This is a genomic window from Mannheimia granulomatis (assembly GCF_011455695.1).
In the GTDB taxonomy this organism is placed as follows: Bacteria; Pseudomonadota; Gammaproteobacteria; order Enterobacterales; family Pasteurellaceae; genus Mannheimia; species Mannheimia granulomatis_A.
Genome location: NZ_CP015030.1, coordinates 1,591,336 through 1,606,223, shown reverse-complemented (window position 1 = coordinate 1,606,223; position 14,888 = coordinate 1,591,336). Strand labels below are relative to the sequence as shown.

The window sequence follows — 14,888 nt, the reverse complement described above, 5'->3', positions numbered from 1 at the left end:
TTATGGCGTTTGAAAATAAAGTGAGATTTTAAAGGATAGATACTCTGTTCAATTTTAAAAGTATGGTAATCTAACCGTAAAAATATAATGGAGGCAGATAATGAGCAAAAATCCTTATTTAATTGCACCTTCAATATTGTCAGCAGACTTGGCAAGATTGGGGGATGATGTGGCAGAAGTCTTAAATGCCGGGGCAGATTTAATCCATTTTGATGTGATGGATAATCATTATGTTCCTAATCTCACATTTGGTCCGGCAATTTGTAAAGCCTTGCGTGATTATGGTGTCAAATGCCCGATTGACGTACATTTGATGGCAAAACCGGTTGAGCGTTTGATTCCTGATTTTGCAAAAGCGGGTGCTGATTACATTACTTTCCATCCTGAAGCAACAGAGCATATTGATAGAACATTGCAGCTTATTCGCGATTTGGGGTGTAAGTCGGGATTGGTATTTAATCCGGCAACGTCACTGAATTATTTAGATTATGTTATGGACAAGGTGGATGTCATTCTACTTATGTCAGTAAACCCAGGTTTTGGTGGTCAATCTTTTATTCCTGCGACATTAGAGAAATTAAGAGAAGCCCGCCGTCGTATTAATGAAAGTGGCTATAATATTCGCTTAGAAGTTGATGGTGGGGTGAAGATTAATAATATTGCAGAAATTGCAGCAGCCGGTGCGGATATGTTTGTTGCCGGTTCAGCAATTTTTGACCAACCAAACTATCAAGAGGTTATCCAGCAAATGCGTTCTGAGCTGGCTAAAGTTGGTTAAGGAATAATGAAATTTGCTCTATCTCTATGGATTAAACTAAAACATAATGATAGAATGGCAAACTAGATAACAGTTCTATTCTTGTGTATTTAAATAGTCTGGTTTGACCTTTTTATAAAAGGTTGTATTTGAGATTATTTAGATTACACTATTTAACTCTCGCACTTATGCGATATTCACTATAGGAAAAACAAAATGAGCATTGAAGAACGCGTAAAAAAAATCATTGTTGATCAACTTGGCGCGAAAGCAGAAGACGTGAAACCTGAAGCTTCATTCATTGAAGATTTAGGTGCTGACTCTTTAGATACAGTTGAATTAGTAATGGCTTTAGAAGAAGAATTCGATATCGAAATTCCAGATGAAGAAGCTGAAAAAATTACAACTGTTCAATCAGCAATTGATTACGTTCAAAACAATCAATAATCTGAATAGATGTTAGGCGACCAATTGGTCGCCTAATTTTTTATCTATTTTTACAAAAGCACTCATTAAGATGGTCATCTATCAGCCCCATTGATTGCATAAAGGCATAACAAGTTGTTTCGCCTACAAACACGAACCCCCGTTTTTTTAATGCTTTCGACATTTTGGTAGATGTCTCGGTTTTAGCTGCAATATCATCAATTGTTGGCACATCATTAATTTGTGGTTGGTGATTTACGAAAGCCCAAATAAAATCGCTAAAATCCTCACCTTTCTCCTGCATTAAAAGATAAGCCTTAGCATTTTTCACAATCGCTTCGAGCTTGGCTCTGTGGCGGATTAGCCCTGCATCTTCCATGAGCAAATCAATATCTTGTTCAGTCATTTGGGCAATTTGGGTGGGGGAAAATTGATAAAATGCTTGGCGGTAGGCTTCTCGTTTTTTTAGAACAGTAATCCAAGAAAGTCCGGCTTGTTGTCCTTCCAAACAGATTTGTTCAAATAATTTTTGGCTATCGAATTGTGGTTTTCCCCACTCTTGGTCGTGATAGTTTATATAAATATCGCTTTCACCACACCAATGACAGCGGATAAAGTTATCTTTAGTCATATTTTTGAAGTTTCCAATGGCCTGCTGTTTTAAGCAGACGAATTTTATTATCTTTAGAAATATAGCCTCCTTTTACCACATCTAAAATAGTATTTTCGGGTAATTCAGAAGCCAAAATTTCTGCTTGTGACCTGTCTTCAGATAAGATCACATAAATTGCCAAAGACTTGTTTTGAGGATCGGCTAATTTGATATCTGCGACATCAAAGGGCTGAATGCAGGCCTGTTTTAAGAAAGAGTAACGTTGCCCTGATGCTGTTAAACAGCCGTGTGCATCTTTTTGCCCACCGATTGCGGCTATTTCCACATTATCTAAGCAAGCGGTTAGTACATTTGTAAGCATCATTGCTAAGAGTGGTTTTTTCATTTGCAAGATTCTCATAAAAATCGACCGCTTGAATCTGTTGAGTGGATACAAGCGGTCAGATTAGGCTAAAATTTTACTATTATTTTCTTGGTAAATAGCGAGCAGGATCTACAGACTTACCTTTGTAACGAATTTCAAAGTGAAGCTTGTTGGTATTGGTACCAGTGCTACCTAAGGTTGCAATTTTTTGACCGGCTTTAATCGTGTCTTGCTCATCAACTTCAATGGTATTGTTATGAGCATAAGCACTTAAGAAGTCATCGTTATGCTTAATAATGATTAAGTTACCATAGCCTTGTAAAGCATTACCTGCATATACCACTTTACCTGCAGCGGCGGCACGGACATCTTGTCCTTTTGTACCTGCAATATCTAGGCCTTTATTGCCACCTTCTGCAGATGAGAAACCAGAGATAACTCGTCCACTTGTCGGCCATTGCCATTTAATTGAGGAAGCTGGCGCAGCAGTTGTATTTGTATTTTGTAAGTTACTGTCTCCTGCTGTTGCTCGGATTGTTGAAGCAGGTCTGGATTCAGCTTGGTCAATTGTACCGACACTTGCAGTTACTGCTGGTGTTACTGTCTCTGTAGTTGCTTTAATACCATTATTCTGTACCGCGACATCAGCATTTCCCATGCTTGCTTTTACAGGTCCGGTAATATTACCGTCAGAAGCGTAAGTTGTGCCGTTTGCACCTTGTTGATAAGTAATTTGAGGTTCAACAGGAACGGTGACCTTTTCTTCTACTGTAATAGTTTCAGTGGCTGATTTGCCGGTTTTGATTTTTTGTCCGACAGTTAATTGATACGGCTCGCTCATATTGTTTAGGGCAGCGATTTCTTTTACATCTTTACCCACGATATAAGCGATTAGGAACATGGTATCACCTTTGCGAACGGTATAGGTTGAGCCATCGTAGAACCCTTTTTGAATTTGGTTATACATTGGTGCATTGTTGGCATCGCGTGGGATCTCAAAGTTCTGGTCTACTTTTTTTTCTACTTTTTTAGTTTTTTTCACAATCTTGGTTGTGGTAGTAGGCTGTGTAGGTTGCTCTGCAATCACAGGGTTGATTGCTACCGGTTGTGGAGCAGAAACAGGCTGAGAAATAGGCTGTACCGGTGTCGTATTCATTGAGCTAGGCATTGGTGTACTTTGAATATCAGACTGCCAGCCACCTGTTGAGTTAATTGACGTGGTTGTATCAACAGGCTGCATAACACCCGGGCTAAGTTCTGTATTACCTGACGCGTTGACTACCGGTGCCGGATTATTCGAAGAGCAAGCGGCTAAGATAGTAGAAACCAGAGGTAAAAGAATAAATTGCTTTTTCATTAAATAGTTATCCTAAAATTATTTCATTGTTGCCGGCATAGGGGTTGATTGAATATCAGTTGGCCAGCTATAACTGCCTGTACTTGCTCCTGAACCGGCAACAGGCTCCATCGTACCTGACGGTAATTCATTCGGATTATGTGGTAATGTTTTAGGTTTAGGTGCGGTTGTGCAAGCGGTTAAAAACGCGCAAGAAATTGCAACTGCAATCAAAGATGCTTTCATTAAATATCCTTGTTTTTGATTAACGTACACGTAATACTTGACCAACTTTTAAACTGGAACCGGCATTTAGTCCGTTTAAATTAGCGATATGGCTTGCGTTAGTCCCGGTGAGATAGCCGATTAAATAAAGTGTGTCACTTTTCCCTACAGTATAAGAGTTATCGGTATAGCAGCCTTTAGTAATTTGCGAATAGATTGGTGCATTGTTGCCATCTCTTACGACTTGGCAATTGCCGACAGTTTCCACCTGTGAACCGCCGTAACTATTGTCTGCTGCAGGCATAGGCGCCGGAGCAGGCACAGCAGAGATTGGCTGCGGAGCTTGGTAGGTCGGTTGTGAATAGCTTGGTTGAGTCACAACAGGTTGGTTCATTGATGCCGGCATCGGTGCAGTTTGAATGGAGTCAGCCGATTGCCAAGTTGCATTTGCATCTGTTGTTTCTACGCTTGAGGTAGTTGATTCACCTGAATTATTTGAACAACCAACTAATGCAAATGAAACAAGTGATAAAACAAAAAGTGATTTTTTCATTTTTTATCCTTAAAATTTATTTCGTTAATGTATAGATTATATAGGCAACAACGGCTAATGCGATTGTGCCCCAGCCAATTAATTCAATTGAACGGCGAATTCTCACCTCATATTTTTTGCCGCCCCAAGCAGAAAGCTTGGCGACTAACATAAATCTTGCAAAACGAGAAATTGCAGAGGTAATCACAAACGGGAAAAATGCCATTTGCATCACACCTGCACACACAGTAAAGACTTTATAGGGAATCGGTGAGAAGCCGGCTAAAAATACTACAGCAACTCCCCAGGTTTCAAACCAAGATTTCGCTTTATCAAAGTTAGCTTGCATCCCCCAGCTTGCGATTAACCCTTCTACCCAATTAAAAGCATATAAGCCGATAAAATATCCGATAATACCGCCAAGTACAGAGGCTAGCGTTGTATAAACGGCATATTTAAAGGCATTTTGCGGTTTCGCCATTGACATGGGAATAAGCATCACATCTGGCGGAATCGGGAAGAAAATTGCCTCAATAAAACTGACAAAACTCAGCCAAAATGCCGCTAGACGGTGTTTTGACCATTCCATTGTTTTGTCATAAATTTTCTCAAACAGTTTCATTAAAAATGCCTTTTAAAGTTGCAATCGTTTTATGGGCTGTCATATCTACTTGGATTGGAGTAATAGACACACAATCGCGATTTAATGCATAAAAATCAGTGCCGTAGCTCTCATCTAAAGGCGCACCTGTTACACCAATCCAGTAAACATCAGCATTGCGGGGATCTTTTTGCTTCACAATTTCTGCTGCTGGTGAACGCTCACCTAAGCGGGTAATCATAGTGCCTTTTAATTCTGAATAAGGCAAATTCGGAACGTTTACGTTTAGCACATGGTTAGATGGGAAAACTTGCGTTTTCATTTTTTCCAATAAATCTAATACAACCAAAGCTGCTGTCTCAAAATGATTTTCTCCATCTAAAAATGAAGAGTGTTGGCGACCAACGAGAGATACAGCAATGCTTGGAAGTGGCAAGTTTCGACCTTCTAATGCAGCTGCGACTGTGCCGGAATAGACAACATCATCGCCTAAATTTGCACCATGATTAATACCTGAAACCACTAAATCAAATTTTTCTTTACCCTTAAATAATCCATTTAGGGCTAAATGGACACAGTCTGCCGGAGTGCCGGCGATAACCGCATAGTTATATTCATCAAAACGGTGCACACGTAAAGGATCAACCAAGGTTAAACAGCTTGAGGCTGCACTACGGTTGCGATCCGGAGCAATGATGGTCACTATATGCCCGGCTTCACGTAATGTTTTGGCTAAGGTTTGGATGCCGACCGCGTGAAAGCCGTCATCATTACTAATTAAAATTCGCATATTTCCCTTTAGATCTTACATCTTCATAGATTCTAAATACAAAGATCGTGATTCTAACAATTTTTCGACAATTTTTTTAGTCTAAAAGTGCAAAAAGCGGTAAGATTTTGTTAAAGTTTTGCAAATTATGCCTATTGATCGTTTTCTTCGGCTAATTGAATTAACTCTCTTACCAGCCCTGTGGCATAGCTGCCTGATTCTAAAAAGAATGTTAGGCGTAAGCCTTCTTGTTTAAATTGCCATGTTAAATTTTTCGGTTTGCATAACATTGCGCGGCGAGCAGTATTCATTCGCTCTTTTTTCATCAATTCCACGAGAGTAGCATGTTGTTCGATAATCTGTTTTTCTGTCGGATTTGCTACCGCCTCCAGAGATTTTTCTCCAATCAGTGGCGCGCTTAGTAGCACATCATTTTGAGTTAAACGCAACTGGGTTTCTTCAACCTCTTCCTTTTGAACGCAGAAAAAGCTGTTTGAACCGGCTAACTGCACATAGTCATTTTCCAACACTTTATTCATTAAACCATCGGCAATACGTTGTGAGACCACTAAATTAAAGACCTCGCTACGGGCTGCAGAGAGATAAAAACTGCGTTTTTTACGATCTTTTACTGTAATTTCACCCTTTGCCCAGCGTAAAGCTTGAGTTAAATTATGCCCGTCTCGCCCGAAACGTTGTTCGGTAAAATAATTAGGAAATCCGACCGCTTGTAATTGGTGTAAACGTGAGGTTAAATCTTCATTTTCTTTTACATCGCGTAGAAGTAACTCAAAATGGTTGCCGGCAAGTGAGCCAACACGAATTTTTCGGTTATGGCGGGTGATTTCTAAAATTTCCACGCCTTCGCATTCAAAAGTAGAAAAATCCGGCGTTTCTTTGCCAGCTAAATGTAAGCAGAACCATTGTTCTGTTACTGCATGGCGGTCTTTAAGGCCGGCGTAGCTCATCTCTCTTTCTGAAATTCCGACGAACTTTGCTAATTTTTCACCTACGAAAAGAGTATTGGCATTGGTTTTACGGATTTTCACTATAACAAATTCACCCTCACCGGCTAAATCATAGCCTAATTCTTCACGTACGATAAAATCTGTGAATTCTGTTTTTAAACGCCCTCGTACCTGCGGGGCAGAGTATAAATAATTCAGTTGCATAGCCTTAGTTTCTCATAATCAAAAGATAATAGAACATTATACGTTAAAGCTTCGATCTAGATCAGAAAAAGCAAAATAAAAAACAACAAAATATATTTAAAATTTGGTATAGTTTGTAGCGGTTTTAATCTTTAAATTAAACTTAATAGGAGAAACAAAATGGCACGTCGTCCACTTGTAATGGGTAACTGGAAATTAAATGGTGATAAAGCATTCACTAAAACGTTAATTGCAGATTTAAAAGCAGAATTACATGGCGTTGAGGGCTGTGATGTCGCAATTGCACCACCGGTGATGTATTTAGCTCATGCAGAGGCTGCACTTGCAGGTTGTGGCTGTGGTTGTAATGATAAAGGCTTGATCGCTTTAGGCTCACAAAACGTTGATGTGAATGTAAAAGGCGCATTCACCGGTGATATTTCACCGGAAATGTTAAAAGAGTTTGGGGCGAAATATATCATTATCGGTCACTCAGAGCGCCGTACTTACCACAAAGAAAGCGATGAGTTTATTGCACAAAAATTCAAAGTATTAAAAGATGCGGGTTTAGTGCCGGTGTTATGTATCGGTGAATCTGAAGCAGAAAATGAAGCTGGCAAAACAGAAGAAGTGTGCGCTCGCCAAATTGATGCAGTAATCGATGCGTTAGGTGTCGAAGCATTTAACGGTGCGGTGATTGCGTATGAGCCAATCTGGGCAATCGGTACCGGAAAATCAGCGACTCCGGCGCAGGCGCAAGCAGTTCACGCATTTATTCGTGGTCATATTGCTGAGAAATCTCAAGCGGTGGCGGATCAAGTGATTATTCAATACGGTGGTTCGGTAAATGATGCAAATGCTGCAGAGTTATTTACCCAACCGGATATTGACGGTGCATTAGTAGGCGGTGCTTCGTTAAAAGCGCCTGCATTTGCTGTGATTGTGAAAGCGGCAGCTCAAGCTAAGGCGTAATTTTCACTAATCATTCTGTTACAAGCGGTCATTTTTCTTCGAGTTTTTGCAAATTGCTTAAGAAAAATAACCGCTTGTTATTTTTTATGTATGTAAAAAAACGCTTGGTTTCCCAAGCGTTTTTCATAGCGTTCATTTGCGATTAAGAGAGTGCGCCTGTTGCTGCACCTAAAATTCCAATTACAAAGAATCCTAAGATAATCCAAATTGCATTGACACGATTACGTAATAACCACATACACGCAAATGTTAATAGTAATGGTAACAAGCCCGGCATTAAGCTATCTAAGATGCTCTGTACAGTTGTAATTTCCGTTGTGCCGTCTTGTTTCTGAATGGTAGAAAGTACGAGTGGCACGTTAATGCTTGTCCATTTTTGTACTAAAGCCCCCATAATAAACAGACCTAAGATCGATGCTCCTTCGGTTAATTTCTGCAGAAGTCCGCCACTCATATCTTGAACGACATCTAAGCCTTTTTTATAGCCGTAAACAACACCATAGTAACGGCTCGCCAAGCGAACAAGATTGAATAATACGAAGAAGAGAATCGGTCCTAAAATATTACCATTTAATGCGAGACCTGCACCTAAGGCTGCAAATACCGGGCGAACTGTTCCCCAGAAAATTGGATCACCTACCCCTGCAAGCGGTCCCATTAAACCTACTTTAATACCATTGATAGCAGCATCATCAATTTCTTTACCATTGGCACGTTCTTCTTCCATTGCAATGGTTACACCTAAAATCGGCGCCCCTACAAATGGCTGGGTATTGAAAAATTCAGAATGACGTTTAATAGCAGCTTTACGACCTGGGTCGTTCGGATCAGGGTATAAGCGTTTGATTACAGGTACCATAGCGTAAGCAAAGCCTAACGCCTGCATACGTTCGAAGTTCCATGAACCTTGGAATAAATTTGAACGACGTACAACAGCATTCAAATCGCTTTTTGTTACTTTTTTGATTTCAGTTGTCATATTGAATGCCCTCTTAGTCTAAGCGGTTGTCTAAATCATTTTTCTGGGTCGCGGCTACCACAACTTGTTGACTTTTGTTGTATTTTGGATGCATGTGGATGTAAATCATCGCTGTTACTGTACCTAGCACACCAAGAGCAACAAGGTTGAAATCGGTAAAACCTGCAATCACAAAACCTGCAAAGAAGAATGGCATTAAGTGGCCTGCACGCATCATATTAATAACCATTGCATAACCTACTACTGCAATAAATCCACCTGCAATTTTAAGACCGGTTGTTACGACTTCCGGAATTGCATTTAACATCGTTTGTACTGCATCAGTACCTGCCGTTAATGCTACGATTAAAGCCGGGATTGCGATACGCATTGCTTGTAGTAATAATGCTCCACGATGTAACCAGTCTAGTCGGCTTAAGTTACCGTCTTCGATAGATTTATCGGCGGCGTGTTGGAAACCAACGGTAATTGCACGTACTACATAGGTTAATACTTGACCTGCCGCGGCAAGGGGAATAGCAATCGCAATACCGGTTGAGATATCTTGGCGGCCAACAATCACTAAAATAGTCGATACAATTGAAGCTAATGCGGCGTCTGGTGCAACAGCAGCCCCGATATTCATCCAGCCTAGTGCCAATAGTTCTAATGAGCCACCGACAATAACACCGGTTGTTACATCACCTAATACCAACCCAATCATTGTACAAGCAATAAGTGGGCGGTGAGTTTGCCACTCATCAAGAATTGAACCCATACCGGAGATACAGGCAACGAGGAATAAAAGCACAATTTGTAATGCTGAGAGTTCCATAGTGATTTCCTTTAAATTAAGTTATGTTTTTTCAATAAATCCATCATATATTGACGGCTATCGCTTGATACTTTACGTACCTCTAATTCAACACCTTTAGCATCAATTGCTTTAAATGCACTAATATCTTGTTGATCTACTGCGACAGCGTGGCTGACCATTTTTTTCCCTTCTTTATGGGAGATACCGCCAACATTAATACTACTAAGTGGAATTCCACCCTCTATGAGAGCTAATGCATCAGTTGGATTGGTAAATAAAAGCATTACACGGTCGTTAGCATACTCAGGGTTGTTGTACACTCGAATCATTTTAGCTACATCCACTACGTGGGCAGTAACACCAAGTGGTGCAACGCTTTTTAGCATGGTAGTACGGACACTATCTTTTGCTACCCCATCATTGACGACAATAATACGGCTAACTTTGCTTTCTTTCGTCCAAACTGTCGCAACTTGTCCATGGATAAGGCGATCATCAATTCGAGCAAGAGCAATCGTCATACGGCGGCCATCATCAATAATTTCAGGTTGTGGTGCTACTGTTTCTTGGGCAGGTGTAGGCTCAGGAGGAGTGGCTACTTCAGGTTGGTGATTAAGAGAGCGGATGCCTGTTGAGCCGGCTTCTAATGCTACCTCAACTAATTCTTCTAGAGATTCAACATCATCGCGGGCCATACAAGTGTTGACTAACATTGGAATGTTAACACCTGCAACAACATCCATACCAGTTTTTCCGTCTTGGAAACGGTTTGCGGCATTAAATGGACTACCGCCCCACATATCCACTAAAAACAGTACTTGATCGCAGTTTGATAATGGACCTTCAATAAGGGCTTGATATTTACCCATTATAGTTTCTGCATTTTCGCCGGGAACAAAATCAATGTAGGCTACATTTTCTTGTTCCCCGATTAACATCTCAGTGGTTTTGAGAAGTTGTTCTGCAGCAACACCATGGGTCGCTACAATAATAGCAATGCTCATGTATTACTCCTTTAGAGGGATTTAAGTTTATTTAACGGGCGTGATTTTAATATGATAATTATTTTAAACAATAAATTAATTATGAAAGTGTGATCTATATCACAGATGTTAAAATATTTTGCCTGTAAAATGGTCAAAATGTATTTTGTTTATAACATATTTATAACAAACAACTATTTTATATAGGGGTATTTGAGGGGGCGGAATCTCTATTTGGAGTCCTGCTGTGCTTAGGTAAGATTAGGGGTAATTGCATAGCAATTACCCCTAATTTGAAATGAGAGTAAAACTAAGATCTAATTTCCGGAAACAGCATATTAATAATTGCTTTAGTTAAGCGGCGAGATTTTCCTTGATAGGGGAAAATATGCATCATCATCATTGGATTGAAGTTTGCTTCGATCACACCCCAAGAGTCAAGGTTAGGCTGTGCAGGCTGGGTGAGATCTTGAATGATTAAATCCACTCCACACACTTTAGCTCCCATTGCATGAGCAATGCCGACAGCAAGTTGTTTATAGCTCTCGTGCATTTGGTCAGTCATGTCAATAGAATCTCCACCGGTACTGATATTTGAGTTAGCCCTTAGCTGTACTACCTGATCTTTTGCCGGTATAGAATCGATGGTTAAGCCTTGTTCTTTGAGCTGTAGTTGCTCAATTTCACCTAAGGCAATTTTCTTAAGCGGGGTGCGAGAACCATCGCCGCGTAGAGGATCAGTATTTTTCATTTCTACTAATTCCTTCACGCTGTGAATACCGTCACCAATGACGTTTGCAGGCACTCGTAGCAGGACTGCTAAGGTTTCATCACCTAAGACAAAAAAGCGATACTCGGTACCGATTAAATAATCTTCTACCATCACTTCTTTATCTTCACGGAAGGCAATTTCAATAGCTTTTGCAAAATCTTCTCGATTTTTAACCGCTTGTTGGAAAATAGTGATGCCCAAACCATAGTTAGTGGATTTTGGCTTAATTACCACTGCTTTGCCTTCAAAAAGCGGATAGTGAGCAATAGCTTGTTCAATTGTGGTAAATTCCACACTTTTCGGCACATTAAATCCGGCTTTTGCCAATACTTTTTTAGTGACGACTTTGTTTTCCATAATCAACGGCGAAATATATTGATCGTGACTGGTCATATTGCCGTTTTTCACATATTCCAAATGATTGCCAAATTGAAGGGCAAGGAATTGGTCGTTTTCGTCTAATAATTCGACATTAATACCTTGTTGAATTAAATCAAAAAATAGCGCTTGGGTGGAAAGTTCCATATTGTCAAATGCAGATAAAGCATAAAAACGCTCAAAGGCTTGTGCTTTATAATCTTGGGCTAATTTTGCACCTAAAGCTTTATAGCTGCCAAATTGCTCAATAGCCGTAATTAAACGTCCATTAAGTGTTTTGCGAGGATCGGCAAATTGGGATAATTTTTCACGCACGAGATCCTTCAGTTCCTCTTTGGTATTTAATTCGTTCAGCATTACTAAGATTTGCGTTAAGATCGTTTCTCCTTCAGCTCGGAAAGCAGTTTCCGTACGAGGATCTTCCAATGCGACTTGGTAAAGTTTCTGTTTGCCGATTTCTACCTCTTTTTGACCGCTTGTTTCGTCCAGCCAAAGCATTCCAAGTAAGAAATAGTGGATAAATTTTGCATCCTCTAGTGTTATGCCGTAAGGTGAAAATGGGTTTAAGTCAAATAAACGGAATTCAGCGTATTTCACACCATTTTCTAGTAAATCACGTGCTTTTTTGCCACCACGTAAACGCACGTTTGAATAGAATTCTTTCTCTGCAATTAATAAACCTTTTTCAACTTGAGCTTCAAGGCTTTCAACGTAGCTTTCCAAGCTATCGTGATTGACTACTACATCTGGCGAATTGACATAACCATAAGGGCTAGAACGCAAACTACGAACTAATTGCCCCTCCGCAAGCGGTGATTTTCCGTAAAAATATTGCGATTCCACTGTCGGTGTAGCAGAAAGTAAGTAAAGCAAGATCCACTGATAACGCAAGAAGTTATTAGTAAGCTTCATATAAAGTGCGTTTTGGAAGGTTTTTAAATCTTGATATTCGGTTTGCAAAGCAAAGGCTTTTTCTACAAATTCAACAGAAAGTTGGAAATTATAATGTATGCCGCTGACCATTTGTTTATACTTACCGTAATTGGCAGATAGATGCTCTCGATATTTAACATCCGCTGGATTATCGAGCTGTGCTTCTTGAATCAGATCTTCCGGTGGTAAGCCGGCAGGCATGCTCAATGGGAAGATGTATTCATCTTCAGGCAAAGATCGTAAAACCACTTCGTGAATGGCAGAAAGCCAGCGAAAAGTATCTTCCAATTTCGCATTGGGTGGTGTGATTAACTCTAATTGACTTTCAGCAAAATCAGTTTGGATATAAGGATGATATGAGCGATTACCAAAAATAGCTGGATGTGGGGTAGTGACGATATTGCCTTTAATATCAATACGTTGGCTCTCTTTTTCCAAACCAAAACAACCCTGTTGAAACAGTAGTGCTAAATGATTTTCCCGGATAATTTGTTGTAATTTCATCATCTATCCTTTTAAAAAATGGAATGAATACCTTAGCACGATAACATAAATAAAAGACTTAGTGAAATAGTGGGTTTTAGTTTGTTGGAATGAGGTAGATGATTTTGTTATAAAAAATCTGCACCTAAATCTAGGTGCAGATTTGAGTTTTATTTTTGTGAGTTAATTAGATCAGTTGTCCTAAAGTCTCACCCATTCGGGTTTTCGCACCTGCTGTTAATTCAGGTTTTAAGGCCACTTTTCTTTTCGGGAATAGGTTAATAACAGTTGAGCCTAAGCGGAAAGCGCCCATTTCATCACCTTTTTTCAGATGGATTGCTTTCTCACCTTCGTTTTCGTAGTTCCAAACGATCACTTCATTTGTGCGAGGTGGATTAATTACGCCTGCCCAAGTGGTGCTCATACTTGCCGTTACTGTTGCACCTACCAAAATTTGTACCATTGGTCCGAATGCTGTATCGAATTCACAGATAACTCGCTCATTACGGGCAAACAGATTTGGCACATGTTCGGCTAAAAACGGATTTACCGAAAATAATTCACCTGGTACATAAATCATTTTACGTAATGTTGCATCACACGGCATATGTACACGGTGGTAATCGCTTGGTGATAAATAAGTGGTAATAAATGTACCGTCTTGGAATTTTCCTGCCATTTCTAGATCATTAGCTAATAACGTTTCTAAGGTAAAGAAATGCCCTTTAGCCTGTAATAAGCGATTATTAGAAATATCACCTGATTCACTGACTTTACCGTCTGCCGGTAAGCAAAGCGTATTAGTGTCTGCATTAATTGGGCGAGCATTTTCTTTTAGCTCACGGATAAAAAATTCATTGAAAGTGGAATAATCAGAAGCTTCAGTTTTTGCTGCTTCAGATAAATTTACGTTATACTGTTTTGCAAATAATTTAATGATAAAGTGGGTGACAGATCCCCATTTTTGTTCAGCTAACCAACCTGCTGCACGGGTAATAACAAGTTGCGGTAGTAAATAGTGCAGAGCGATTTTTACTCTTTGTAAATAAGTTGGAGTCGGGTATGATTTTAATTGCATTGCGATTATCCTCTCTTAATTAAAAACCTGATTGTGTTTTTAAATGAGGGCGAAGTATAACAAATACAATACAAAATACATAAAAAAATTAGAAATGTTGAAGTAGCTACAAAGAAAAAAACAGAGAGAGGGCTTTGTAGATCACCCACTTCAACATATTTTCTCTTATTCTAAAACAATATTAGCGCGATTTTTGTCTAAGGTTGCTTGTCCAATTCCTGAGACTTCAGTAAGTTGTTCTATGCTTTTAAAATTACCGTTTTTAGTGCGGTAATCTACAATCGCTTGTGCTTTTTTCTCACCTATACCAACTAATTTATCTTGTAGTTCGGCTGCACTCGCTAGGTTAATGTTAACCGCATTGGGGGTGATTTTACTTTGGTTTGTAACTTGTTCCACAGCTTGAGTAGGCGATGTTTGTTCCGTATTTGTTATAGGTTGGGTTTGGGCGAAAGTATGGCTGGATAAACCGATTAATAAGCTTAAGGTAAATGCTTTTATTTTTTTCATAGTTATGTCCTTGTTGTTGAGTGAATTTCAAGTAAGAGATTAAAAGTGAATAAGATTTACTGCAACGTGAGAAAATAAATTTTTCGATGTGGATCGAAAAAATAGAAAAAGCATAAACTTATCCTCTTGAATTTGGTCTGAAATAAGGTGAGATTGAGAGAATTTGCAAAAAATTAAGAAAAAATGACCGCTATTTACGTAAATTTATTTTAAATAAAGTGATGAATTGT

At 39.4% G+C, this 14,888-nt stretch carries 17 protein-coding genes; 3 read left to right on the top strand and 14 right to left on the bottom strand.

Annotated elements, in window-relative coordinates; translation table 11 throughout:
* The first annotated feature begins 100 nt into the window (after nucleotides 1–100).
* On the top strand, nucleotides 101–778 hold the full coding sequence (rpe, locus tag A4G16_RS07725; protein WP_165889397.1) for a ribulose-phosphate 3-epimerase: 678 nt from the start codon (nucleotides 101–103) through the stop codon (nucleotides 776–778).
* Nucleotides 779–973: 195 nt separating this feature from the next.
* Nucleotides 974–1,204 (top strand): acyl carrier protein, encoded by a 231-nt coding sequence (acpP, locus tag A4G16_RS07720; RefSeq protein WP_006249478.1) that lies wholly within the window; start codon nucleotides 974–976, stop codon nucleotides 1,202–1,204.
* A gap of 40 nt (nucleotides 1,205–1,244) precedes the next feature.
* Here acpP and A4G16_RS07715 read toward each other — a convergent pair whose 3' ends face one another.
* The 8 genes from A4G16_RS07715 to truD form a co-directional block, all read right to left on the bottom strand.
* Complete coding sequence (locus A4G16_RS07715) at nucleotides 1,245–1,814, bottom strand: DNA-3-methyladenine glycosylase I (protein WP_165889396.1); 570 nt, start codon at nucleotides 1,812–1,814, stop codon at nucleotides 1,245–1,247.
* On the bottom strand, nucleotides 1,807–2,181 hold the full coding sequence (locus tag A4G16_RS07710) for a hypothetical protein (RefSeq protein WP_165889395.1): 375 nt from the start codon (nucleotides 2,179–2,181) through the stop codon (nucleotides 1,807–1,809). The genes A4G16_RS07715 and A4G16_RS07710 overlap by 8 nt, the downstream gene beginning before the upstream one ends.
* Nucleotides 2,182–2,260: 79 nt before the next feature.
* On the bottom strand, nucleotides 2,261–3,517 hold the full coding sequence (locus A4G16_RS07705; RefSeq protein WP_165889394.1) for a peptidoglycan DD-metalloendopeptidase family protein: 1,257 nt from the start codon (nucleotides 3,515–3,517) through the stop codon (nucleotides 2,261–2,263).
* An 18-nt stretch (nucleotides 3,518–3,535) separates the two neighbouring features.
* Entirely contained in the window at nucleotides 3,536–3,742 is a 207-nt protein-coding gene (locus A4G16_RS07700) for a hypothetical protein (RefSeq protein ID WP_165889393.1), read from the bottom strand.
* 19 nt (nucleotides 3,743–3,761) lie between these two features.
* Nucleotides 3,762–4,274 carry a LysM peptidoglycan-binding domain-containing protein gene (locus A4G16_RS07695; protein ID WP_165889392.1) on the bottom strand — a complete coding sequence of 171 codons (513 nt, stop codon included), beginning with the start codon at nucleotides 4,272–4,274 and terminating at the stop codon, nucleotides 3,762–3,764.
* 16 nt (nucleotides 4,275–4,290) lie between these two features.
* Nucleotides 4,291–4,875: a YqaA family protein gene (locus tag A4G16_RS07690; protein ID WP_165889391.1), complete on the bottom strand. Its 585-nt coding sequence runs from the start codon at nucleotides 4,873–4,875 to the stop codon at nucleotides 4,291–4,293.
* Nucleotides 4,862–5,644 carry a 5'/3'-nucleotidase SurE gene (gene surE / locus A4G16_RS07685; protein WP_165889390.1) on the bottom strand — a complete coding sequence of 261 codons (783 nt, stop codon included), beginning with the start codon at nucleotides 5,642–5,644 and terminating at the stop codon, nucleotides 4,862–4,864. Before surE ends, A4G16_RS07690 begins: the two co-directional genes overlap by 14 nt.
* 131 nt (nucleotides 5,645–5,775) lie before the next feature.
* A complete protein-coding gene (gene truD / locus A4G16_RS07680; RefSeq protein WP_165889389.1) occupies nucleotides 5,776–6,795 on the bottom strand; it encodes a tRNA pseudouridine(13) synthase TruD in 1,020 nt (339 codons plus the stop codon).
* A gap of 159 nt (nucleotides 6,796–6,954) precedes the next feature.
* On the opposite strand from truD, the gene tpiA reads away from it, so the two are divergent.
* Nucleotides 6,955–7,746, top strand: a complete 792-nt coding sequence (gene tpiA, locus A4G16_RS07675; protein WP_165889388.1) for a triose-phosphate isomerase — start codon at nucleotides 6,955–6,957, stop codon at nucleotides 7,744–7,746.
* 142 nt (nucleotides 7,747–7,888) lie between these two features.
* On the opposite strand, the gene A4G16_RS07670 is transcribed toward tpiA, so the two are convergent.
* From A4G16_RS07670 to A4G16_RS07645, 6 genes are all read right to left on the bottom strand, one after another.
* Nucleotides 7,889–8,725 carry a PTS mannose transporter subunit IID gene (locus A4G16_RS07670; RefSeq protein WP_042804199.1) on the bottom strand — a complete coding sequence of 279 codons (837 nt, stop codon included), beginning with the start codon at nucleotides 8,723–8,725 and terminating at the stop codon, nucleotides 7,889–7,891.
* Between the two features lie 13 nt (nucleotides 8,726–8,738).
* A complete protein-coding gene (locus A4G16_RS07665) occupies nucleotides 8,739–9,539 on the bottom strand; it encodes a PTS mannose/fructose/sorbose transporter subunit IIC (RefSeq protein ID WP_027073761.1) in 801 nt (266 codons plus the stop codon).
* 11 nt (nucleotides 9,540–9,550) lie between these two features.
* Nucleotides 9,551–10,525, bottom strand: coding sequence for a PTS mannose transporter subunit IIAB (manX, locus tag A4G16_RS07660; protein ID WP_165889387.1), 975 nt, complete (start codon nucleotides 10,523–10,525; stop codon nucleotides 9,551–9,553).
* Nucleotides 10,526–10,814: 289 nt separating this feature from the next.
* Nucleotides 10,815–13,091 carry a bifunctional glutamate--cysteine ligase GshA/glutathione synthetase GshB gene (gshAB, locus tag A4G16_RS07655; RefSeq protein WP_165889921.1) on the bottom strand — a complete coding sequence of 759 codons (2,277 nt, stop codon included), beginning with the start codon at nucleotides 13,089–13,091 and terminating at the stop codon, nucleotides 10,815–10,817.
* A 166-nt stretch (nucleotides 13,092–13,257) separates the two neighbouring features.
* Nucleotides 13,258–14,148 carry an archaetidylserine decarboxylase gene (gene asd, locus A4G16_RS07650; RefSeq protein ID WP_165889386.1) on the bottom strand — a complete coding sequence of 297 codons (891 nt, stop codon included), beginning with the start codon at nucleotides 14,146–14,148 and terminating at the stop codon, nucleotides 13,258–13,260.
* 165 nt (nucleotides 14,149–14,313) lie between these two features.
* Nucleotides 14,314–14,658 (bottom strand): ComEA family DNA-binding protein, encoded by a 345-nt coding sequence (locus tag A4G16_RS07645; RefSeq protein ID WP_165889385.1) that lies wholly within the window; start codon nucleotides 14,656–14,658, stop codon nucleotides 14,314–14,316.
* Nucleotides 14,659–14,888: the final 230 nt, after the last annotated feature.